Origin of the sequence: Kibdelosporangium phytohabitans (genome assembly GCF_001302585.1) — a bacterium.
Classification (GTDB): Bacteria; Actinomycetota; Actinomycetes; order Mycobacteriales; family Pseudonocardiaceae; genus Kibdelosporangium; species Kibdelosporangium phytohabitans.
This window is the reverse complement of sequence record NZ_CP012752.1, coordinates 802891-823568: the sequence shown is the minus strand read 5'-3', so window position 1 is coordinate 823568 and position 20678 is coordinate 802891. Positions and strand designations below refer to the sequence as shown.

General features: G+C 67.7%; 22 protein-coding genes and 1 pseudogene. 8 read left to right on the top strand and 15 right to left on the bottom strand.

The features are described from left to right. Positions 1-28 precede the first annotated feature (28 nt). Positions 29-865, bottom strand: a complete 837-nt coding sequence (locus AOZ06_RS53390) for a GNAT family N-acetyltransferase (RefSeq protein WP_083471485.1) — start codon at positions 863-865, stop codon at positions 29-31. A gap of 206 nt (positions 866-1071) precedes the next feature. Between AOZ06_RS53390 and AOZ06_RS03930 the strand changes: the two genes are divergently transcribed. Further along, positions 1072-2547: a prenyltransferase/squalene oxidase repeat-containing protein gene (locus tag AOZ06_RS03930; RefSeq protein ID WP_157232790.1), complete on the top strand. Its 1476-nt coding sequence runs from the start codon at positions 1072-1074 to the stop codon at positions 2545-2547. Here the strand turns inward: AOZ06_RS03930 and AOZ06_RS03925 are convergent. The 5 genes from AOZ06_RS03925 to AOZ06_RS03905 are packed head-to-tail and all read right to left on the bottom strand — an operon-like array spanning position 2531 to position 6573. Beyond that, positions 2531-3682 (bottom strand): family 1 glycosylhydrolase, encoded by a 1152-nt coding sequence (locus tag AOZ06_RS03925; RefSeq protein WP_054288160.1) that lies wholly within the window; start codon positions 3680-3682, stop codon positions 2531-2533. The genes AOZ06_RS03930 and AOZ06_RS03925 overlap by 17 nt on opposite strands. A gap of 19 nt (positions 3683-3701) precedes the next feature. Then, complete coding sequence (locus tag AOZ06_RS03920) at positions 3702-4328, bottom strand: phosphatase PAP2 family protein (RefSeq protein WP_054288159.1); 627 nt, start codon at positions 4326-4328, stop codon at positions 3702-3704. Beyond that, on the bottom strand, positions 4315-5502 hold the full coding sequence (locus tag AOZ06_RS03915) for an MAB_1171c family putative transporter (protein ID WP_054288158.1): 1188 nt from the start codon (positions 5500-5502) through the stop codon (positions 4315-4317). Before AOZ06_RS03915 ends, AOZ06_RS03920 begins: the two co-directional genes overlap by 14 nt. Next, complete coding sequence (locus AOZ06_RS03910; RefSeq protein ID WP_054288157.1) at positions 5499-6134, bottom strand: ImmA/IrrE family metallo-endopeptidase; 636 nt, start codon at positions 6132-6134, stop codon at positions 5499-5501. Before AOZ06_RS03910 ends, AOZ06_RS03915 begins: the two co-directional genes overlap by 4 nt. Beyond that, positions 6127-6573: a hypothetical protein gene (locus AOZ06_RS03905; RefSeq protein WP_054288156.1), complete on the bottom strand. Its 447-nt coding sequence runs from the start codon at positions 6571-6573 to the stop codon at positions 6127-6129. The genes AOZ06_RS03910 and AOZ06_RS03905 overlap by 8 nt, the downstream gene beginning before the upstream one ends. A gap of 527 nt (positions 6574-7100) precedes the next feature. Between AOZ06_RS03905 and AOZ06_RS03900 the strand changes: the two genes are divergently transcribed. After that, positions 7101-8348 carry an MFS transporter gene (locus AOZ06_RS03900; RefSeq protein WP_169798845.1) on the top strand — a complete coding sequence of 416 codons (1248 nt, stop codon included), beginning with the start codon at positions 7101-7103 and terminating at the stop codon, positions 8346-8348. Here AOZ06_RS03900 and AOZ06_RS58695 read toward each other — a convergent pair. The 5 genes and pseudogenes from AOZ06_RS58695 to AOZ06_RS03880 all read right to left on the bottom strand — a co-directional run bounded on the left by AOZ06_RS58695 (position 8323) and on the right by AOZ06_RS03880 (position 11261). Further along, on the bottom strand, positions 8323-8748 hold the full coding sequence (locus AOZ06_RS58695) for a fused MFS/spermidine synthase (protein ID WP_054288154.1): 426 nt from the start codon (positions 8746-8748) through the stop codon (positions 8323-8325). The genes AOZ06_RS03900 and AOZ06_RS58695 overlap by 26 nt on opposite strands. Before the next feature lie 61 nt (positions 8749-8809). Beyond that, positions 8810-8992 (bottom strand): annotated as a pseudogene (locus AOZ06_RS61885) (hypothetical protein); the annotation flags it as partial. Beyond that, on the bottom strand, positions 8989-9243 hold the full coding sequence (locus AOZ06_RS59545; RefSeq protein WP_054288153.1) for a hypothetical protein: 255 nt from the start codon (positions 9241-9243) through the stop codon (positions 8989-8991). The pseudogene AOZ06_RS61885 and the gene AOZ06_RS59545, both read right to left, overlap by 4 nt. Further along, entirely contained in the window at positions 9240-9524 is a 285-nt protein-coding gene (locus AOZ06_RS59540; RefSeq protein ID WP_054288152.1) for a hypothetical protein, read from the bottom strand. The genes AOZ06_RS59545 and AOZ06_RS59540 overlap by 4 nt, the downstream gene beginning before the upstream one ends. 300 nt (positions 9525-9824) lie before the next feature. Further along, a complete protein-coding gene (locus tag AOZ06_RS03880) occupies positions 9825-11261 on the bottom strand; it encodes an MFS transporter (protein WP_054288151.1) in 1437 nt (478 codons plus the stop codon). Positions 11262-11365: 104 nt separating this feature from the next. On the opposite strand from AOZ06_RS03880, the gene AOZ06_RS03875 reads away from it, so the two are divergent. The 4 genes from AOZ06_RS03875 to AOZ06_RS03860 are packed head-to-tail and all read left to right on the top strand — an operon-like array spanning position 11366 to position 15430. Next, entirely contained in the window at positions 11366-12001 is a 636-nt protein-coding gene (locus tag AOZ06_RS03875) for a TetR/AcrR family transcriptional regulator (RefSeq protein WP_054296405.1), read from the top strand. A gap of 9 nt (positions 12002-12010) precedes the next feature. Next, positions 12011-12970, top strand: a complete 960-nt coding sequence (locus AOZ06_RS03870; RefSeq protein ID WP_063809956.1) for a YdcF family protein — start codon at positions 12011-12013, stop codon at positions 12968-12970. A gap of 10 nt (positions 12971-12980) precedes the next feature. Continuing rightward, a complete protein-coding gene (locus AOZ06_RS57570; protein WP_169798842.1) occupies positions 12981-13433 on the top strand; it encodes a hypothetical protein in 453 nt (150 codons plus the stop codon). Continuing rightward, positions 13430-15430: an SGNH/GDSL hydrolase family protein gene (locus tag AOZ06_RS03860; protein WP_054288149.1), complete on the top strand. Its 2001-nt coding sequence runs from the start codon at positions 13430-13432 to the stop codon at positions 15428-15430. The genes AOZ06_RS57570 and AOZ06_RS03860 overlap by 4 nt, the downstream gene beginning before the upstream one ends. Before the next feature lie 5 nt (positions 15431-15435). Here AOZ06_RS03860 and AOZ06_RS03855 read toward each other — a convergent pair whose 3' ends face one another. The 3 genes from AOZ06_RS03855 to atpF are packed head-to-tail and all read right to left on the bottom strand — an operon-like array spanning position 15436 to position 17080. Then, the gene (locus AOZ06_RS03855) at positions 15436-16092 is read right to left on the bottom strand and encodes a Crp/Fnr family transcriptional regulator (RefSeq protein WP_054288148.1); all 657 of its coding nucleotides are present in this window, start codon (positions 16090-16092) and stop codon (positions 15436-15438) included. A 57-nt stretch (positions 16093-16149) separates the two neighbouring features. Beyond that, positions 16150-16539 (bottom strand): PPOX class F420-dependent oxidoreductase, encoded by a 390-nt coding sequence (locus AOZ06_RS03850; protein WP_218922074.1) that lies wholly within the window; start codon positions 16537-16539, stop codon positions 16150-16152. A gap of 4 nt (positions 16540-16543) precedes the next feature. Beyond that, entirely contained in the window at positions 16544-17080 is a 537-nt protein-coding gene (atpF, locus tag AOZ06_RS03845; protein ID WP_054288146.1) for a F0F1 ATP synthase subunit B, read from the bottom strand. 177 nt (positions 17081-17257) lie between these two features. On the opposite strand from atpF, the gene AOZ06_RS03840 reads away from it, so the two are divergent. Then, the gene (locus AOZ06_RS03840) at positions 17258-18763 is read left to right on the top strand and encodes an MDR family MFS transporter (protein WP_054288145.1); all 1506 of its coding nucleotides are present in this window, start codon (positions 17258-17260) and stop codon (positions 18761-18763) included. Here AOZ06_RS03840 and AOZ06_RS03835 read toward each other — a convergent pair. Then, complete coding sequence (locus AOZ06_RS03835) at positions 18708-19895, bottom strand: erythromycin esterase family protein (protein ID WP_218921929.1); 1188 nt, start codon at positions 19893-19895, stop codon at positions 18708-18710. The genes AOZ06_RS03840 and AOZ06_RS03835 overlap by 56 nt on opposite strands. An 80-nt stretch (positions 19896-19975) precedes the next feature. Between AOZ06_RS03835 and AOZ06_RS03830 the strand changes: the two genes are divergently transcribed. Then, the gene (locus AOZ06_RS03830; RefSeq protein WP_054288143.1) at positions 19976-20665 is read left to right on the top strand and encodes a TioE family transcriptional regulator; all 690 of its coding nucleotides are present in this window, start codon (positions 19976-19978) and stop codon (positions 20663-20665) included. The last annotated feature ends 13 nt before the right edge of the window (positions 20666-20678 follow it).

Sequence of the window (20678 nt, the reverse complement as noted above, 5' to 3'; positions counted from 1 at the left end):
GTTCGACGGTATGACACGGATGTGACGATCAGACCATCAACTGGTCGACCTGGACACCGATCGCACCGATTCGTTCGTAGAACCGGATCGCGGGCGCGTTCCATGATGGCGTCTGCCACCGCACCTTGGCGATCCCCCGTTCGAGGGCGTCCGCCGCCGCGTGCGCGATCAGCTTGGCACCGATCCCGGCGCCTCGGCTTCCCTCGTCGAGGTAGAGCGTGTCCATGTGCACGTAGTCGCCGCCGTCGAGGTAGGCGTACTCGCGTGAGCAGGTCATGTACCCGATCAGCCCGTTGTCGCCGGGAACGACCCAGCCCCAGACTCTCGGCGAGCCGTCGAGCATCTGCGCCATCAGCCGCCCGGCGAATCCGGCTTCCTGCTGCGCGGCCTTCTCGTACACCGCGTGCGCACGGCACATTCGTTCGAACTCCGTCACATCATCGGCTCGTACCCGGCGGATCATCGAGTGCCTGCCGGATTCGGCGGCCTGCGCTGCCAACGTGAACCGCTGCTTGGTCAGGTGGGTCGGCTGGGCGCCGGCGAGCAGCGTCTCTTCGGCGGCGCTGAGCCGGATCGCTCCCGTTGCGCGGTCGGCCGCGACGTGCCGCAGTCCATCCAGAAGTGCCGAAGCGACCTCGTCGGCCGGTACGGACACGCGGTGCACGTCGACGAACTCGGCGGCATCCCAACTGGAGTGCATCATCGAGAAGATCACGTACCCCGCGACCTGGCCTTCGTCCGTGGTGGCGACCAAGCAGCCACCGGTGGACTCCGACACGGTGACGCGCAGCCCGTCGAGGAGGCTCGCGGGGGCATCGGGGACGACCGTGGCCAACTCCCCCACGGCGGCACTGTGAACTCTCATGTCGACGACGGTACCGAGATCACTCTCACGGGTCGGTTCGCTACCCGAAGTGACTCACGGGCCGGAATGGACCAGTAGGTGGTACATCATATGGAGTGACCCTTGTACAGAGGGCGACCATTGCAGCAATATGGCGTGAGGGTGGGGTGTAGGCGCGCTCTCCTGGTCCATGCGCCGAGTACGACAAAATCCGAAGAGGTAACCACTTGACCTCGAATCCGTTGACGCGCCCGGATGTTCGGGAGCGTGTCCAGACGATGCTCGACGAGGCGCAGGACGGCCTCGTCATGTCCTCGGCGTACTCGACCGCATGGGCGGCGCGAGTACGGTCAGGACAGTCGCCGATGTTCGGCGAGGCCGTGGATTGGCTTCGCGACAACCAATGGCCGGACGGATCGTGGGGCGGGCGGATCGGGAACCCCTACGACCGGACGGTGTGCACCCTGGCCGCAGTCGTCGCGCTCGCCGAGCTGCCCGGAAACGAGGAGATCGTCGCGCAGGGGTGCGAGTACCTGCGGCGGCACGGCGAGGATTGGCGTGGCCGTGAGGCGAAAACCCTCGCCTTCGACCTGGTCGTGCCCGCGCTGGCCGACGAGGGCCGGGCGCTGGGACTGGAGATCCCGCCGTTCGACGGGCTCAGCGCGGTCAGGGACGGCAAGCTGCGGATGTTCCCGCGTGAGCTGATCGCGAACCAGCCGACCACTTTGCTGTACTCGCTCGAAGCCGTCCTCCCGGTGTTCGACGCCGACTGGAAGCGGTTCGTGTCCTGCGACGGGTCCATGGCGGGCTCGCCGTCGGCCAGCGCGGGCGCCTTCCTGGCGACCGGTGACCCCGGTTTCGAGAAATACCTGCGATCCGTGCGCAACCCGGACGGCGGTTTCCCGGAATTCCACCCGCTGGACGTGTTCTCGCAGGCGTGGACCGTGCACAACTTCCAGCGCGCCGGGCTGCTCGGCGGCGACGGCCACGCGGCCGTCCTGCGACGGCTGGAGAATCTCCTCCGCGCCGGGGAGACCGTCGGGTTCAGCACGTACTTCCCGTTGGCGGACCCTGATTCCACGGCCATGTGCCTCAACGTCCTGCTGGACGAGGGCCGTGACGTGAGCGACCTGCTCGACCTGCTGTCGGAGTTCGAAGGCGACGACTGCTTCCTGACGTACCCGTTCGAACGGCAGGCGTCCGTCACGCCCAACGCCCGGGTTCTGCAGGCGCTGCACCACCGCGGCGAGCAATACCGCCCGCAGGTGGGCAAAGCCGTCGACTACTTGATCAGCCAACGCAATGAAGACGCGTGGTGGCGCGACAAGTGGCACCTTTCGACCTACTACGCCACCGCCAACACGATCTTCGGCCTGTCGCGGATCAGCGACAGCCGCACGACATGGCCGGCCACCGGTCAATGGCTGATCGACACCCAGCACGCCGACGGCTCGTGGGGCACCGGCGGCGGCAACGCGGAGGAGACGGCCTACGCGGTTCTCGGGCTGGATGCGTTGGCAGCACACGTTTCTGTGCCCGCGCGGGTGTGGCGGGACGCCGAGGCGTACCTGGCGGCACACCTCGACGACACCGGCCATCCCGAGCTGTGGATCGGCAAGGGCCTGTACACACCGATCAACGTGGTGCGATCAGCTGTCACGGCCGGGCACGCCCGAGCCGCCGAACTCACTTCCCCGCAATGAGGTCGCGGACCACGTAGGCGCTCGGCCGTGGCGCGCGGCCGGTGTCGAACAGTCCGAAGGGGACGTCGAAACCGTTGGTCCACTCGTAGTTGTCGATGCCTGTCCAGAAGAACACCCCGGCGACGTCGATGCCGTCGCTGATGGCGTCACGCACGTGTCCCACGGCTCGCGTGAGGTACTCGGCACGTTGCGTGTCGTCGTGGCCGCCGTAACCCAGTTCGGACACGAAGAACCGGCTGCCCGGCAGCTCAGCGGCGAACCGGTCCAGCACGGTCCGGACGCCGTCCGCCCACGGCACGTAGCCCTGGACGTTCACGGCGTGATCCGCCGGATACGGCCGCGGGCTGCCTTGCGCGTCAACAGCTGTGGCGTAGTAGTACGAGAAACCGTGGTAGTCGAAGGCTTCCGCGTAGTGGTCGTTCCGGGCGAAGCCGAGCCATGACGCCCACTGCAGCTGGTCGAGCATTCCCGCTGCCTGCCGTGCGGTGTCGTTGTCGTCAGGGAACAACGGAGTGACGGCCTGGACGCTCGCGACCGGCTGGCCGTTGGTGCGCAGCCGCAACGCGGCGTCGAAGTTGGCTTTCTGGATCGCCATGAGGACCTGGCCGAGTTCGTCGCGTGACTGGTGTCCGGGCGGGAACTCGCCGGTGAGGTGTCCCTTGACGGCGTGGCTGGTCGGGCCGTTGACCGGCTTCCACCCGTACACGAGATCGCCGAAGGTCTCGGCGACGAAGTCGACGTGCGCGGCCCACGACCGCTCGGCGGAGGGATCGAGGAAACCGCCGGTCCGCGCGAACCACGCCGGCACCGCGGTGTGCAGCAGGCAGACCCACAGGTTCAGCCCGGCGGCACGGCCCGCGGTGAGCACCTGGCGGTAGTGCTCGACGGCGGCTCGGTCGTGTTTGCCCTGTTCCGGTTCGAGCCGGGCCCAGTCCAGCGAGAGACGGTGGTGGCCGAAGCCCCACTCCCGCAGCAGCTTGAAGTCGCCAGCGAACCGGGTGGCATGACCGTTGCCGTCGCCGGACTTCGGCGCCCGCCCGGACTGCTCCCACTCCCACCAGTCGGAGGCCGGGGACGCGCCGTCGGTCTGCACCGCGGACGCGGCGGTGCCCCAGATGAAGTTCGTCGCTTCCACGTGGCCGGACCCTACGCGCTCAGCCGATCAGCGCGTCGGCGACCCAGTACCCGGCGCCCGCGGCGACGACCCCGAGCAGGACGCCGGCGAGCACCTGCTGCAGCGTGTGGTTGCGCAATTCGACGCGGGACCAACACACCAGCGCCACCAGCGGCACCAGCAACGCGGGCCACCAGCCGTAACCGATCACGAGCAGGACCACGCTGCCCGCGGACGCGGCAGCGTGCAGCGAGATCTTCCACCGCAGGCCGACGGTGATGGCGAGGCTGAAGAACCCGACAGCGACGATGCCCGCGGTCAGTTTCCACATCACCACCGGGGTGCCGGTGACGATCAGCAGCACCAGGCCGACGATCTGGGAGATCAGCGCCACCAGGATCGGGACCAGCCTGCCCTCGCGGTTGTTCACGTGGTGGCTGTCGTACTTGCCGCGCTTGGCGCCGTACAGGATGACGCCCATCGGGATCACCGAACCGGTGACCGTCAGCACAGTCCCCCACAGCAGGGTCTTGCCCGCGTGGTGCGTGCCCAGCCAGGCGATCGCGTACGGCATCGCGACCAGCCACACCCAGGGAGCCAACGCCTCGGTGGCGATCCGCGCGACCTTGTGGCGGGCGGTGGCCGGTGTGGTTTCAGCTGTTTGCACGGTCGATCTCCTGCTCGGTGAACTCACGCACGACAGTGCGGACAACCTCGGAGTCCGCGAACGCGGTCGACACCTTGGCCAGCCACGCCGCTTCCGCGCCGTGGTCGGCCGCGCTGGGACCGTTGAACACGATAGCCGTCGTGAGCGGAGCGGGGATGTCGTGTTTCCTGGCTTCGAGCGCGACCGCGATCGTCGCGGCCTCCACTGTGGCCTGCAGCTCGTCCCCGGTCAGGTCGCGGCCGGTGCCCAGCTCGGTGGCGCGTTCGGCCGACGACGGGTGCAGGTACGGCTGCAGCGGGCCGACGAGCACGTCCCGGATCTCGGTGATCCGGTTGCGCAGCCTGTCAGCGGCGTCCTTCGTGTTCGTGGAGAACACCAACTCGGGCGCCTGCGCGGTCAACGCGCTCCACAGCGGCTCGAGCCGCCGCATGGTGCGCCCGCGTTCCCAGCGCGGACCGAGCGACGGCAGCATGAACCCGGCGAGCGATAGGAAAGTACCGATGCTCAGCAGGTATGTGGACACACCGGTGTACTCGCTGTACTCCAGCCACGGCAGCGGGGTTCCCACGGCCTTGGCCAGCGTCTGCACGAACTTGTGCAGCGCGAAGATCAGGCCGAAGATCGATCCGTAGCGGATGAAGTGCAGGCCCAGCCGCAGATAGCGGTCGGGCACGTGCCTGGCGAACCGCGTCGTCCACGCGATGTCACCGATCGCCCATGCCAGCGACATCGAGAAGACGGACAGGTATGCCAGGACGTACGGGCGGTCGCCGAAGCTGCCGTTGATCGCGGGCAGCCCCTGCCGCAGCGGTCCGAGGATCCACAGCACGTAGAGCCCGAGCAGACAGGTCCCCAGGATCGCCAGACGCGTCCGGGACTTGCGCACCACGTCGTCCGGCGGAGTGCCGAGGTGGAGCGTGAACACCTGCAGCCAGAACACACAGGACAACACGGCGGTGTGGATGATCACCTGGGTCAGCGAGGGAACCTCGATCACACTCGCGACCCACGGGTAGTACGCCCCGATGACGAATGCCACCTCGAGGCTGAGCAGGCACAGGAAAAGGGCGAGGGCGTTCGGTTTGCGCCGGCGCCACCACGACCGGCCCCACGACACGCACGCGGCGGTGAGGGCAAGGATCGCCAGGTGCTGAACGACCTGCGCCAGACTCATTGCTCCAACATAGTGCGGTACCTGTCCACGACAGGAGCGTATGCCGGATCGACGTCCCGCTCACCGGCATCCACGCGCACCGGGCCCAACCGCTCCTCCACCAAGTAGGCGAACATCTCCGCCGCGCGCTCCTGGTCGTCGGAGTACACGGTCCGCTTGAGCCCGCCTTCCACGGTCCGCCCGGCCTCGTGGAACGACTCGATCGAGTCGTCGTCGAACGTGTTGTCGTAGTGGCGGCAGCACAGGTGGCCGAGCTCGTGCAGGATGACGTGCTGCTGGTGGGCCAAGCTCGTGTCCTCTCGGTAGTAGATGTAGTCGGCCCGTTCACCTGGCAGCCACATCCCGTACGGCAGCGGTTCACGCATTCGCCTGGCTTCGGTGACCACCCGCTCCGGGTACGGCAGCACCTTGATCGCGCGACCTCGTTGCTCCGCGACCAGATCGCAGAGCGCGCGCACGTCGAAGGGGTCGGGCAGGACGAGGTCGTCGACGACCGCGCGGACCTTCTCGATGTCCACGATCGCCTCGCCCGCGCGGGGTGCCTCCGGCGGGTGGTTGTCCGGTTCGCCGGACCGGCCGGTGACCTTGCGGAAGATCCGCCTGGCCCGGCCGGAGCGGCCGTCCTCAGTCATCGGCCTTGTCCTGCTTGGCGTCGTCGCCCGCCCGGTCGAGTTCGCTGACGTGCCGGATCATCGACATCACCAGCTTGCGGCTCTCCGGGGACATCTCGCTGACCCTGCGCAGCATCACGCGTTCCAGCTTGCTGTCGGCGTTGTCCTGCGCGGGCTCGCCGGACAGTTCGGCGACCGTCGCCTCGTAGACCTCCGGGTCGAGGAAGAACCCGGACGGCACCTCGAAGAAGTCCGCGAGCATCTTCAGGTGGCTGATCTTGGGGTCTTCCCGCGTGCCGCGGCGCAACATCCAGATGTAGCTCTGCGTGATCTGGCCCTCGGCGGCGCGGATGGCCGACGCCACGTCCTCATTGCTGTACGGACGGCCGTCGGGCCTGCGGCGCTTGTCGAACAACAGGTTCAACAGATCTGCCAGCGGGGGCATCTGCCTGTCAGCCACGGGCACCTCGAAGCGGTCTGGCGGGCGTGCTTCTCCCTGGTCCGCACGTCACTCAAGCGGGCATCTACCCGCAGTAGTCTAAACGGTCGCCGACCCTGACTTCAACGACTGTGAAAGTCTTTCAAGGCAGCCACCACGTTGATCTTCACGCGGACGAAAAACCACGTTGTTATCTTCACAGTGGTTGACGTGGCCGGAACCGGCTTCATAAACTGCTGTCGAACCGAATCTTCACAGCTGTGAAGGGTTCGAACTGGGGTCACCAAAGCCAAGGGGAGGGCGGGCGACGCAGTGCGCGTGGGGCACTGGGGGGTGCCACGCGCACTGTGTCCCGGATCTCCTTGGTGACAAGGATCCGAAGCTGGGGGATCCTCGTCGGACCGGACGTCTCGAAGTCCGCGCCGGCCGCTCGACCTGGGGGCGGCGGCCGAAGTGGACAGTTCCGGTCCTGGCGGCTGTGATGACCGGGGTGCGGCTCGCGCACCCCGGTCACGCGGTCGCAGAGAATGCTGAGGCAGGTGCGCTTCATGGTGAACCCGGTCACGCGCAAGTCCGTGCTGCCGCTGGTTCTGCTCGAAAGCGCCGCCGGACTGTCCACATGCGCCAACGCGATGATCGCGCTCGCCCTGCCGTGGCTGGTGCTGGAACGCACCGGCAGCCCGGCCTTCGCCGGTGTGATCGCCGCGGCCACCACGCTGCCCATGCTGCTCGGGTCCGTCTTCGCGGGCACGATCGTCGACCTGGTCGGCAGCCGCCGCACCGCGATCACCGCGGATCTGCTGTCCGCCGGCTCGGTCGCGGCTGTCGCGGTGATGGACCTGACCGGCGCGTTCTCGTTGCCCGTATTGGCGGTTCTGGCTTTTGTCGGCTCATTGTTCGACTTGTCCGGAGTCACGGCTCGCAAGGTGTTGCTGCCGACGGTCGCCACGCGCGCGGGCAAACGGCTGGAGACCGTCAACGGAATTCACGAGCTGGTGAAAGCGACCGCGCTCGTCGCCGGTCCCGCGTTGAGCGGTCTGCTGATCGGCACGGCAGGTGTGCCGGTCGCGCTCGCCGTCGCCGCCGTCGCGCCCGCTTTGGCCGCACTGTCCACTTTGCAGTTGCCCGCTTCCGGCCGGATGTCCCTTGGCTCATCCCCTTTCCGTGCGACGTGGCGTGGCGCCTCGGACGGCCTGTCGGCGGTGTGGCGCGATCCCCTGCTGCGCTTGACCGGGTTGACCGGCATCGCCTTGTACGTGGTCTACCTGCCGATCGTCGGGATCGTGCTACCGACGTACTTCAACGCGCAGAACGCACCGGAACACCTTGGCCTGTTGAACGTCACGTTCGCGGTCGGCGGTATCGCCGGTGCGCTCGGATACACGTTCTGGGGCCACAAGGTCGGGCGCAGAAGCACTTTCGTCGTGGCGATGCTCACCGGCGCGGCCGGTCTGCTGGCGATGTCGGTGCTGCCCGCGTACAGCGTCCTGCTGGCGCTCGCCGCCGTCGTCGGCATGGCGGCCGGTCCGGTCGGCCCGCTGATGAACCTGGCCTCCCAGTTGCGTTCCACCGAGCAGATGCGTGGCCGGGTGATGGGCATCATGACATCGGTCGGGTATGTCGGCGGCCCCGTCGGCTACCTCATCGGTGGCCCGCTCGTCGACCACCTGGGACCACAGACGGCGTTCGCGATCCTCGCGTCCGTGCTGTTCGTCCTTGCCGTCGGCGCCGCCGTCCAGCCCGCGCTGCGCGAGTTCGATTCCCTGTCGGCTACCAGTAGCGCAGGGGCACGGTGATCAGCTGGTCGACGGGCGCGAAGTCGTCGGTGAGCACGGTCGCGCATTCGGTGAACCGGGCGGTGCGTTGCTCGTCCGCGACGGTCAGCAACCCGCTGGGATCACGGGCCTGCAGGCTCGCGCGCAGGTCACCGAGGTTGATCGGCGTGTCCGAGGCGACCACGATCACGTTGCCGCCGGTGGTCTTGCCGATGACCTCGTCGTAGGAGATCAGCACGACGTGGCGGAACACGCTCTGCACGGTCCGCACCGCCGAGGTCACGAAGTCCGACGGCGGGAAGTCGACGATGTTCATGGTGTAGAGGCCACCGGGCCGCAGAACCCGTTGCGCGTCCTGGGCCACCTCGCGGGTGGTGAGGTGCCGCGGTGGGCTGTGGGCGCCTTTTGAGGATGCGGACATCGGGGTTGGACGGGTGCGCGACCGTCCTGATGCAGTTGTAGGCCGATTCCACCTCGCAGGGTCGTGGTGCGAGGACGGTCAGCGCCGACGCCGCGGCGGCCACGACCAACGCGGCTGCCGCGTACGCCTTTCCCTTGCCCGCCAGTGTGATCTCGGTGATCAGGCCGCCGATCACCAGCACGATCACCGTGATCACGAGGATCGCGCTGCTCGGCAGTGTCGCCACCAGGAGGAACCCGGTCAGGAACGTGGCCAGGATGCCGCCGAGCGTGCCGATCCCGACAGCCTGCCCACCACGCGGCCGGTGCGGTCGAGCGTGCTGAGCTGGAGCTTGACCACCAGCGGGCTGACCATCGACAACAGCAGGCACGGCACGAAGACCGTCAGCGACGCCAGGCCGATCACGGCTATCGCACTGGTGCCGTTCAGCGATCCACCCACCCACCGCAGGATGGGCAGCACCAACAAGGTGCAGACGCCACCGGCGGCGATCAACCGGCCGATCGGCCTGGCGGGCTGGTGTTTGTCGGCCAGCCTGCCACCGCTCCACGCACGAGGGCGATCGCACCGAGCACGATGCCGATGATCGCGGAGTTCACCTGGAGGTTGATCCCGACGTACGGGGCAACGAGGCGAGCCGCGAGCACTTCGAGCAGGAGCACCGCCGCGGACGACCCGAAGGCCAGAACCGCCGCGGCCCACGCGGGCAACGGGCGCGTGGCCCGGCCGGTCACCGGGCCGGTCACCGTCTCGCGCAGTCGGTCTTGCGCAACCATGGGGATCTCCGTTCGTCGGACGCAACGCGTCCGACGGTATGACCGGTTCACCCGAGTTGCCTGAATACGTCGGGAATCTGTCGCCAGACTTTCTATTATGGACACACACGATTCGATTGGTGTGCTACATCCAGTCGATGTGGTACCCGTTGACCCGCGCGGCGCCCAGCAGTTGGGCGTGGCATTCCGCCCGCGAATCATCGTCGGGAACGCGAGCGGACCGGACAACTAATCACATGGCGCTTTATCACGGTAGGTCACGCCACTGCCACTGGCGATGGACGATCACTCGGCAATGGACTAGCGCGGCACGGGGACCGCCGCGCGCACGGGTGTTGCTCCACTGTGGCCGGTCTGACGGGCCGGGATGAATGCGGCGACGGCCGCCGCGGCGAGCGCGGTCGCGCTGCCGATCGCCATGATCAGACGGAAACCGCCCTGCGACGGCACGCTCACGGGTCCGAAGGAGATGGTCATGTGCGCGAGGATCACTCCGGCGACAGCGCTGGAGACCGACGTGCCGATGGACCGCATCAACGAGTTGAGGCCGTTGGCCGCGGCGGTCTCGGACACCGGGACCGCGGACATGATGAGCGCGGGCATCGCACCGTAGGCGAACCCGATTCCCGCGCCGACCAAGGCGGAGATGAGCACCAGCTGCCAGATCGCCGACATCAGCACGATACCGAGGGCGTAGCCGACCGCGACGATAGCCGAACCGAGCACCAACGTCACCTTGGGACCGCGGGCGCGCGACAGCCGCGCGGAGACCGGGGCGACGGCCATCATCACCAATCCGGACGGCACAAGCACGAGGCCCGTGTTCAACATGGACTGTCCCAAGCCGTATCCAGTGGCCGTCGGCAGCTGCAGAATCTGCGGGAACGCCAAGGACATCACGAACATGGAGAAGGCGAGCACAACCGACGCGCCATTGGTCAGCAGCACCTCACGGCGGACGGTCGTGCGCAGATCCACCAGCGCGTCCCGCGTCCGCAGCTCCCACCATCCCCACACGGCCAGCACGACAGCCCCGGCACCGAGCAAGGAGTACGTCAGCCCGGCCGACCAGTCCGCGCCCTTGGAAATGGCCAGCAGCAAGCAGATGAGCCCGGCGGACAGGCCGATGGCGCCGACGACGTCGAAGTGGCCACCTGTGCGCACACTCGATTCCGGCACGCACGTGAGGATCAGGGCGAACACGACGGCACCGAGAGCGGCTGACGTCCAGAACAGCATGTGCCAGTTGGTGTTCTCGGCGAGGATCGCCGCCGCGGGCAGGCCGAGCGAGCCGCCGACGCCGAGGGAGGCACTCATCACGGCGGTCGCCGAGCCGAGCCGCTCGGCAGGCAGTTCGTCTCGCATGATGCTGATTCCCAGTGGGATCGCGGGGATCGCGGCTCCCTGCAGCGCGCGACCGACGATCAACGGCACCAGCGTCGACGACAACGCGGCGACCACCGATCCGGCGATCAGGATCGCCAGGCTGATCAGGAGCATCCGGCGTTTGCCGTACATGTCGCCGAGACGACCGACCACTGGCGTCGCGACCGCGCCCGCGAGCAGCGTCGCCGTGATCGCCCACGAGGTGTCCGCGGCCGACGCGCCGATCAGCCCCGGCAGGATCGGCAGCAGCGGGACCACCAGTGTCTGCATCACCGCGACGACCACGCCGCCGAGTGCCAGCACCGGCACGATGACGTTCGGCCGTGGCCTCGTCACGGACAATTCAGACATGCAACGCCTCCAACGCACGGGTACACTCGCCATCCTAGGTTAAGTCAGTCGACTGACTTAACCTATTTTCGAGGTGGGTGGCCAGAAACTGACAAGCGGTGGTGATGGTGAGGACGTCACGGGCTGGCGCGACCAGAGAGCTGATCCTGACCGCGGCGGAGCGGCTGTTCGCCGAGAACGGCGTGTTCGCGGTGTCGAACCGGCAGGTCAGCGAGGCCGCCGAGCAGGGCAACAACACCGCCGTGGGCTACCACTTCGGCACCAAGGCCGACCTCGTGCGCGCGATCGCGCGCAAGCACTCCGCGCAGATCGAGGAGATCCGCCAGCGGATGGTCGCCGGGCTCGGCGACGCGCCGGACCTGCGGGCGTGGCTGGCCTGCCTGATCCGCCCGACCACCGAGCACCTCGCCGAACTGGGCAGCCCGACGTGGTTCGCCCGGTTCCACGCGCAGACGATGACCGAGCCGTCGCTGCGGGAGATCATGGTCGAGGAGTGCCTCTCGTCGCCGTCCCTCGTCCGGATCAGCGCCGGGATCAGGCAGTGCCTGCCCGGCCTGCCCGACGAGGTGCGCGCCGAGCGCAGGGACATGGCCAGGCTGCTGATGGTGCACATGGTCGCCGAGCGGGAACGCGCGCTGGCCGAAAGCGCGCCGACGCCCCGCTCGACGTGGCAGGACACAGCGGACGGTCTGGTCGACGCGCTGGTCGGCCTGTGGCTGGCGCCGATCACCAGCCACTAAAGTGCCCGCGTGCAATGGTTGATCGCGCTGGTCCCCGCCGCGTTCTTCATCCGTGGGTTCCGGCGTGACCGGCGACGGGTGTCGAACGCGATGTGGCTCGGCATCACACTGGTCGTCTCGGCGACACTCAGCACGTCACCGCTGGCCGGGTACGCTTTCGCGCTGGTGATGCTCGGTCTCGGCGTGCTGCTGCCGATCGGGTTGATCTTCAATGGACTGGAGATGCTGCGCAGGGAGAGCAGAACCCTGGGCAACCTGCTGTCGTTCATCACCGGGCTGGCGATCGTCGCACTCGACATCTCGTTCGTCGTCAGCGTCGGCACCGGCAGCAGTGTGCTGATCTCGGCCCTCGGGCTGGGTGTGATCACCGCCGGGTACGTCGGCTTCTTCTGCGCGAGCATCCTGCTGTACTCGGCGTTGTACTCGATCACGTTGCGCGGCAAGAACTTCTCCGCGCTGATCGTGCTCGGTGCACGGGTGATCGGCGATCGCGTGCCGAAGCTGCTCGCCAACCGGCTCGACCGCGGTGCGCGGATCTACCTCGCCCAGCAGGCCAAGCCGACGCTGGTCGTCTCCGGCGGCCAGGGCGACGACGAGGAGTCGTCCGAGGCCGCGGCCATGCGGAAGTACCTCATCCACATCGGAATCCCGGACACCGCGGTCCTCACCGAGGACAAGTCGACCACGACCGAGGAGAACCTCAGGTTCAGCGCGGAGCTGTTGGCGCGGCAGAACACAGGCGGTTCGGTCGCGGCGGTGACCAACAACTACCACGCGTTCCGCGCGGCCGTGATCGCACGCAGGCTGGGCCTGCCGTTCGAGGCGATCGGCGCGCCGACCGCGAGCTACTACCTGCCCAGCGCCTTCCTGCGCGAGTGCATCGCGCTGCTGCGGGAGAACAAGATCGCGCACGCGGTGATCTGCGGCTCGATCATCTGCCTGTACCTGTTGATGCTCTACATGGCTTAACGTGTGCCGCGTGAGCGGGGGAACGAGCGCCAAGCGCCGAACACTGATCTGGGTCGCCGCTGCTGTCGTCGCGTTGGGGGTGGCCGCGGCCATCGTCCTCATCACGCGATCGGGTGACACGAGCGACGCGGCCGACGAGGGCGATCGCGGGGTCGAGCAGCGAACGCAAGAATTCCTCAAGGGCGATGGTGCACTGTTGCTGACCATGCACGAGGTCGCGCAGGCCGTCGCCACGGGGGCGGTCGACTGCCCCACTGCCATCGCGCGCTTGGACCGCGAGGCACCGTCCGACCGGGCGGGTGTCCTGGCGGCGTCGGTCGACGACGGCGAACTGGAGTCGTACATGTCCGAGGAGCGCGAGGCCCTCGGCCTGACGCTGGCGGCGTGCAAGAAGGATCCGAACCTCGACGAGGCGATCCGGAAAGTACAGTCCCGGCTGGACGCGCTCGGGATACGCCGGTGATCCGCGCGCTGACAGTCGCGGCGCTGCTGCTGGCCTTGTTACCCGGCAACGCGCTCGCGCAGCAGCCGCAGGGACGGGCGTGGCTGGCGTTGGGCGACTCGTACTCCTCCGGTGAGGGCATCTTCAACACGCCACCTGCGTTCAGCAAGCAGTTCAACAAGGAATGCATGCGGGCCACCGGCAACGGCGTGCCGCAGACAGCCTGGGGTGCTGGGGCGTACCAGCAGGTGCGCGACAAGTTCGGGATGACGACGCAGCGGTTCGTCGCCTGCACCGGCGCGATCATCGACGACGTCCCCAAGGAGCTCGCGGAGGCACGCGAGGCCGAACTCGCCGAGGGCACCGGCCGGACCAAATGGGACCTGGTGTCGTTCAGCTTCGGCGGCAACAACATCAAGTTCTCGGACGTGATCTTCGGGTGCCTCAACATCAGGAAGGAGTCGTGGGGGAGGTTCCCCCCGACCGGCTGCGTCGAGACCGAGGAGCAGATGCGCAAGCGGGTCGACATGCTCGTCGGCCAGACCCCGATCGTCGAGAGCGAGTACGCGGGCCAGAAGACCCTGCCCAGCCTGTTCGACGACCTCACCGGCGTGGTCGTCCCCGGCGGCGACGTGGTCGTGCTCGGATACCCGAACGTGATCGAGGACCCGGCGCGCTGGTCGCAGTTCCGCAAGTTCTGCGCCGGGATCAAGAAGTCCGACGTGCCGATGCTCAGGAAGACCGGCGGCTACCTCAACGAGCAGATCCGCAACGCCGTGGCAGCGGCCAACCTCCGCCACCCGGGCATCAAGTTCCACTTCGTCGACATCGCGCACAACCCCTACGAGCTCGACGACAAACCCGAGAACCGGCACGCCCGGTGCACGCAGGACGACTGGATCAACGGCATCCGGCCCGACGTGGGCCAGTCGGGCCACAAGTTCTACATCCAGCGGTCGTTCCACCCGAACCAGAAAGGACACACCGCGACAGCGGCGGTCGTCGCCGGCCACGTGCGCGACAACGTGACCTTCGACGACGCGCCACGCACGGACCCCAACACGATCGTCGCGGCGTACCTCACCGACCCCGAACAGCTGAACATCGTCACCGGCGACGGCAAGTCGCAGCCCCTGCCCGGTATCCGCGCATCGCGTGGCTCGTCGGAGGTCGCGTTCAGCCGCGACGGCAAGTGGCTCGCCGTGAACAGCGAACAGAAGATCACGTTCGTGGACGCCGCGGATCCGGCGCGCAAGCGAACTGTGCCCTGCGACTGCTGGGGAATCGCGTTCAACGGGGACAACCACGCGGCCTCGCTGAACCGCAGGGGCGAGATCGTCGTCTTCGACCCGGCCAAGGGCGACCGGCCGACCCGGACAGTGCCGATCAAGGACTACATCGACCGTGACAACGAGACCGGTGCCGCCCAGGCGCTCGTGGTCGGGGCGGGCAGGGGAACCTACTTGCTCATGGAACCGGAGTCCGGGCGTTTGCTGGTCGCCGACAACAACGGCGCCATGGTGAACCTGACGAACACGCAATCGCCGGACTACCCCGGGTTGGTCGCGGTCTCCGACGACGGCACACGCGTCGCCTACGCGACGGGACCGGACTGCAGCCAGAAAGGCCCGAAGATCACGGTGATCCGTGACATCAGCTTCGTGCCACCGGTGTCCAGCCGGTCCAGTGTGTACAACCCGGACGGTGACTCGGCACGCGGGACCTTCTCGTCACTGGCGTTCGAAGGCGACGCCCTGCTGGTGGGCTGGAGCACCAACGCCCGCAGCGAACACGGCGCGTGCGGAACTCGGGGCGCGGGCGGTGTGTGGCTGGCGTCCGTACCGGAGCCTGGTGCGGAAACGCAGCCAGGGACGTGGTTCCAGGTGCGCAAGGACGCGGGTCACGCGTACCACGGCCTGTACACGACGCCGACGAGCCAGTCGAAGGACTTGTGGGACCTCACCGACGGGACACGCACACTCGGCCGGAACGCGACCGAGGTCTGGTTCCGGCCCTGAAGCCTTCAGCGCCCGGGTTTCCAGTCGGGCCGAGCGAGTTTCTCCGCGAGCCGGCGCGCGTCCGGCAACACGTAACAAAGTCTGCCGGTGCGCACGAGGCCTTCTGCTCGCAGCACCTGCAATGCCGCGTCGACGGACTTCTCCGACGCGTTGACCGTCTGCGCCAGCTCCCGCTGGGTGATGCCCCGCACCCGCAGGCCGTCCGGGGTGCGTTCGCCGTGTTCCTTGGCCCACACCAACAGTTGGTAGGCGACGCGGTTCGGGACTTCGCGGGACGCCATGGCGAGTTGCCTGCCGTCCGCGTTGCGCAGCCGTCGGTCGAGTGTGTCGTTGACCAACAACAACACGTCAGCGTGCCGTCTGGCCAGTTCGCGGAAGCGCGCGCCGGGGATGTGCACGGCCGCGCCCGCCATGTGCCCGACGACGGTGGCGCTGCGCGGTCGGCCGCTCAGCACGCCGAGTTCCCCGATCAGCTCACCCCGGCCGTAGAGGTCCACGATCAGTTCGGACCCGTTGCCCGCCGACAGCAGCACCTTCACGGCACCGGCTTCGATGAGTAGCACTTCCGCACTGCTGGCGCCCACGGTCATCAGGCGGTCGGCACGGTCGAACGGCCGGCGTTGCCCCGCTTTGCGCAGGTGGTCGATCGCCCGCTCGTGCATGACTCTTCATGCTGCCGCAGGCCTGTTCATGGTCAGCAGGTCATTCACTCGAAGAGCTCATCGGACCGTGCCGAGCGTCCTGCTGATCGTGATCTCCAGGACGACTCGCTTGGGGTTCACGCGGGGCGTGCGGTATCGCTGCTCGTAGCGTTTCTCGGCGTCACGAACGGAGTCGGCGTCGTCGCGGACGACCACGACGCCTTCGATGGTGGACCAACGGCGGCCGTCGACCTGGCAGATCGCGGCGGGCATGCCGGACTGACCGGCGGCACGGACCCGGCGGGCTTTGGCCGAGTCACCGGAGGTGATGACACGGATGATCCCGGCTTCGGCGTCGAGCGTCGCGCCAACCGGGACGACGTGGGGTGTGCCGTCGCGCCGGATGGTCGTGAGGGTGCAGAGGTGACGTTCCTGCCAGAAGCCGGCGAGTTCGCCGTGCGGATCGATCACGTCAGCGCTCGGCCAGGAAGCGGTCGATCGTGCCGCGGCGGCGGGCGTCCGCCTCCACGTCCGCGGGTGGTTCGCCGAGCACGCGACCGGCGAGCCGGACGGCGATCCTGGTGACCTCCGGCTCCAGCTCCTGCTTCACCTGGGCCCGCTGGATCTCCAGGTCGGCGCGGGTTTCCGCGACGAGCTGGTCCGCCTGCGCCTTGGCTTGGGCGCGGACCTCGGCGAGGACCTGGTTGCCTTCGGCACGGGCTTCGTCGCGGATACCGGCGGCCTCCGCCTGCGTGGCCGCGATTTCCGCCTGGTAGCGCTCCAACGCCTGCTGCGCCTGCGCCTGCAGCGTCTCGGCCTCGTCGACGCGGCCTTCGATGCGGTTGTGCCGCTCGGTGTAGAGCTTCTCGAAACGCGGGGCGACGACCTTCGCGATGACCAGGTACAGGATCACGAACATCACCAGGCCGAGCGGGACCTCGATCAGCGCGACCGGGTTGAAGATCGGTGATTGTTCGTCAGCCTGAGCTGCGAGAACGGAGGTCAACATCGGCGCTTCCCCTCGTCGGTGTCGTGGCCAGTCTACCGACGGGCACCGCACTGACCCGTTCCGGGACTTGTCGGTGATTGACGCGAAATTGCGCTATCCGGAAAAGTAGCGCACTTCACACCGCTTCTGGAATTACTCCAGGTAGATCATGGTTGTCGGTCTACTGGGAGGAAATCCATGACTCAGGTCGCGCGCACCGCTGTGGGGTTGCGCTCCGAACGCGGACCGATCCTTGGTTCGATCATGCTGGCCACCGCGCTGGTCGCGCTCGACAGCACCATTATCGCGACCGCTGTTCCGTCCGTTGTAGCCGATTTGGGCGGGTTCTCGCAATTTCCCTGGTTGTTCTCCATTTACCTGTTGACGCAGGCCGTCACGACCCCGCTCTACGGGAAGTTCGCCGATTTGTTCGGCCGCAAACCCGTGTTGCTCTTCGGCATCGGTGTGTTCCTGCTCGGTTCGGTGCTGTGCGGTGCCGCGTGGAGCATGCCCGTGCTGATCGCCGCGCGCGCCATCCAGGGCATCGGCGCGGGTGCCGTGCAGCCGATCAGCATGACCATGCTCGGCGACCTGTACACGCTGGAGGAACGCGCCAGGGTCCAGGGTTACGCGACCAGCGTGTGGGCGGCGTCGTCGCTGATCGGTCCCGCGCTCGGCGGGGTGTTCGCCGAATACGTGTCGTGGCGGTGGATCTTCTTCATCAACCTGCCGATCGGCGCGCTGGCCGTGTTCGTGCTGATGCGCAAGTTCAACGAGAAGATCACCAGGAGCAAGCACAAGATCGACTACCTCGGGTCGGCACTGCTCACCATCGGCCTGTCGCTCGTGCTGCTGGGACTGCTCGAAGGCGGCGTCGCGTGGGCGTGGAACTCCGTGCCGAGCGTGCTGATCTTCGCGGTCGGGGTGGCCGCGCTGGTCGCCTTCGGTTTCGTCGAACGCAAAGCCGCCGAACCGGTGCTGCCGTTGTGGGTTTTCCAGAACCGCACGATCGTCGGCGGCAACATGATGTCGTTGATCGTCGGCGCGCTGATGATGGGGCTCAGTTCGTACCTGCCGACGTTCGCCGAGGGCGTGCTCGGCACGGGGGCGCTGGTCGCGGGGTTCACGCTGGCCGCGATGACCATCGGCTGGCCGATCGCGGCAACGCTGTCCGGTCACGCCTACATGCGGATCGGCCTGCGCAACACGGCGATGGTCGGCGCGGTGTTCGCCATCACCGGCTCCGTGCTGACGACGCTGCTCAGCCCGGCGACCGCGGTGTGGATGGCCGGAGCGGTCGCGTTCGTCGTCGGTGTCGGCCTCGGTCTGGCGTCGAGCCCGTCGACGATCGCCGTGCAGGTGTCGGTCGGGTGGGAACGGCGTGGTGTCGCCACCGGGACCAACATGTTCGCCCGTTCGCTGGGCAGCGCGGTCGGGGTGGCCGTGTTCGGTGCGATCGCCAACGCCACGCTCGCCGACCGCTTCGCCAACCCGCCCGCGGACGTTGCCGGGAAGCTGCCGGACAGCCTTGACGCGACGAGCCTGGTCCTCGGGGCCCATGACGATTCCCCGGTGTCGGCGTTCGTGCGTGGCGCCCTGTTCGACGCCACGCACAACGTCTTCACCGCGATGGTCGTGATCGCCGTGCTCAGTGTGGTCGCGTTGATGCTGATGCCAAGTCGGACTGCCGCGGAACGTCCTTGATGAACACGATCCCGTCCGTGTCCTTGATGTGGGCGGGGTCGATGGGGAACCACCGGTGGTCGTTGTCGTCGCGCATCCTGAGACCGGTCGTGTCGATGCGGCTGGATTCCAGGACGCAGTCGCCGGACAGCGAGCCTTCGAGGGTGTCCGGGGCAGGTGCACCGATGTCGTAGTCGGCGGCAGTCCCGATCGCGGTGGCCAGGAAGGCGTACTGGTCGCCGAGTTCGGCGCTGACGATCGCGCCGGCGCTCCACCACTCCTGCACCGCGTCGGCGAACTCCCAGACGGACTTCTCACGCTGCAGGTGCTTGTTGTGCGCGGCGACCATTGTCTTGCCGTACTCGGTGACGGCTTTCAGGTTCTCGGCCATCATCCCGTCCCTGATGGCCAGCAGCCGCGGGATCCGTTGTGGCGAGTTCCAAGCCATGTTCTCGTGGTAGCGCAGCAAACCGTTCGCGGTCCTGGCGTACAGCCTGGCCAGCCACCAGTCGTCACGGGACTGCGCGACCAGCCGCGGCGTCTCGGTCACGACCCGCGCCCGCAGGTCGTCGGCGATCAGCCGCAGCTGCCTGACGTCGTCGGACGAGCCGACGGACTGGGTCGGGTCCATCGCCGCGTCGGGATTGGTCCAGCGCTCGTCCGGCCCGAGCAGATCGTCCACTTCGTACGGCGACCCGAAGAACGCGTTCAGCCCGGTGATCGCCTCGCGCGGGCTGGCCGCCTCGGTGATCTCCAGCGGCCCGTCGGCGCCGAAGAAGCGGACCGGGTCGTCGCCGTGGTCCTGGTTGTACGCCCGCATCCACTCGATCAGTTCACGCGACGAGTCGAACTGGCCGAAACCGTGGCTGAACCCGTTCTCCAGCGCCTCGTCGACCGTCCCCGCACCGTCGACGACGTAGGCGTTCGCGACCAAGCCCTTCATGCAACAGCTTTCGATCGCCAGCGCGCGGTAGCCGTGGTGCTCGACGAGGTGCTGGAAGACGCGGTTGCGCAAGCGCGGCAACGCCTCCAGCCAATGCGTCGGCTCCCCCATCGCGAGCACCCGTGGGCTGGTGGGCCGTGTTTCCAGAAACGCGTTGATCGCGGGCCCGACATCCTCGGCCAGTGCCATCCCTGCTTCCTCAATCACCATGGCCTCAACCGTATCGTTGAACATCCAGTTGAAACTTCTCCTGCGGTATGACGACGACTTCCGGGATAAGCTTCAACACCATGAGCAGGCCGATAGATCTGGCCAGGCAGTACGGCCTGTCCACGCAGGCGGTCAGGAACTACGAGGAAGCCGGGATCCTGCCGCCCGCCGATCGCACGCCGAGTGGCTACCGCACGTACACACCGCTGCACGCGAAGGCGCTGGGCACGTTCCTCGCCCTGATCCCGGCGCACGGCTACCAGGCCGCGACGGCGATCATGCGCGCGGTCAACGGCGGTGAGGTGGACAGGGCTCTCGCGCTCGTCGACGACAGCCACGACCAGCTCCGCAAGGATCGGCAGACTCTCGTCGCCGTGCGCAACGCGCTCGAAGACCTGACGCCGCCGGACGAATCCGATGCGGAAACCATCGGCGCGCTGGCCCACCAGCTGCGGGTCCGTCCGGCGACCCTGCGGAAATGGGAGCAGGCGGGCCTGGTCCGGCCGGGTCGCGACCCCAAGACGGGCTACCGCGTCTACTCGGCGGCGGATGTCCGGGACGCGGAGCTGACGCACCAGCTCAGGCGAGGCGGCTACCTGCTCAACCAGATCGCCGGGGTACTCGACCAGGTGCGTGCGGCCGGTGGTGTCGAACCGCTGCAAGCGGTCCTTGACGACTGGCGTGACCAGCACATTCGACGCGGACGCGCGATGCTCGCCGCTGCTGCCGAGCTCGGCGCGTACCTCGGCCATGCTAGCTTCAATTTCTGAAGTACTTTTGAGA

Excerpts from the sequence above, each read along its gene's own strand:
- AOZ06_RS53390 (WP_083471485.1), bottom strand. The coding sequence starts at position 865 with ATGAGAGTTCACAGTGCCGCCGTGGGGGAGTTGGCCACGGTCGTCCCC.
- AOZ06_RS03915 (WP_054288158.1), bottom strand. The coding sequence starts at position 5,502 with ATGAGTCTGGCGCAGGTCGTTCAGCACCTGGCGATCCTTGCCCTCACC.
- AOZ06_RS03910 (WP_054288157.1), bottom strand. The coding sequence starts at position 6,134 with ATGACTGAGGACGGCCGCTCCGGCCGGGCCAGGCGGATCTTCCGCAAG.
- AOZ06_RS03900 (WP_169798845.1), top strand. The coding sequence starts at position 7,101 with ATGGTGAACCCGGTCACGCGCAAGTCCGTGCTGCCGCTGGTTCTGCTC.
- AOZ06_RS58695 (WP_054288154.1), bottom strand. The coding sequence starts at position 8,748 with ATGTCCGCATCCTCAAAAGGCGCCCACAGCCCACCGCGGCACCTCACC.
- AOZ06_RS59540 (WP_054288152.1), bottom strand. The coding sequence starts at position 9,524 with ATGGTTGCGCAAGACCGACTGCGCGAGACGGTGACCGGCCCGGTGACC.
- AOZ06_RS03880 (WP_054288151.1), bottom strand. The coding sequence starts at position 11,261 with ATGTCTGAATTGTCCGTGACGAGGCCACGGCCGAACGTCATCGTGCCG.
- AOZ06_RS03875 (WP_054296405.1), top strand. The coding sequence starts at position 11,366 with ATGGTGAGGACGTCACGGGCTGGCGCGACCAGAGAGCTGATCCTGACC.
- AOZ06_RS03855 (WP_054288148.1), bottom strand. The coding sequence starts at position 16,092 with ATGCACGAGCGGGCGATCGACCACCTGCGCAAAGCGGGGCAACGCCGG.
- atpF (WP_054288146.1), bottom strand. The coding sequence starts at position 17,080 with ATGTTGACCTCCGTTCTCGCAGCTCAGGCTGACGAACAATCACCGATC.
- AOZ06_RS03840 (WP_054288145.1), top strand. The coding sequence starts at position 17,258 with ATGACTCAGGTCGCGCGCACCGCTGTGGGGTTGCGCTCCGAACGCGGA.
- AOZ06_RS03835 (WP_218921929.1), bottom strand. The coding sequence starts at position 19,895 with ATGGTGATTGAGGAAGCAGGGATGGCACTGGCCGAGGATGTCGGGCCC.
- AOZ06_RS03830 (WP_054288143.1), top strand. The coding sequence starts at position 19,976 with ATGAGCAGGCCGATAGATCTGGCCAGGCAGTACGGCCTGTCCACGCAG.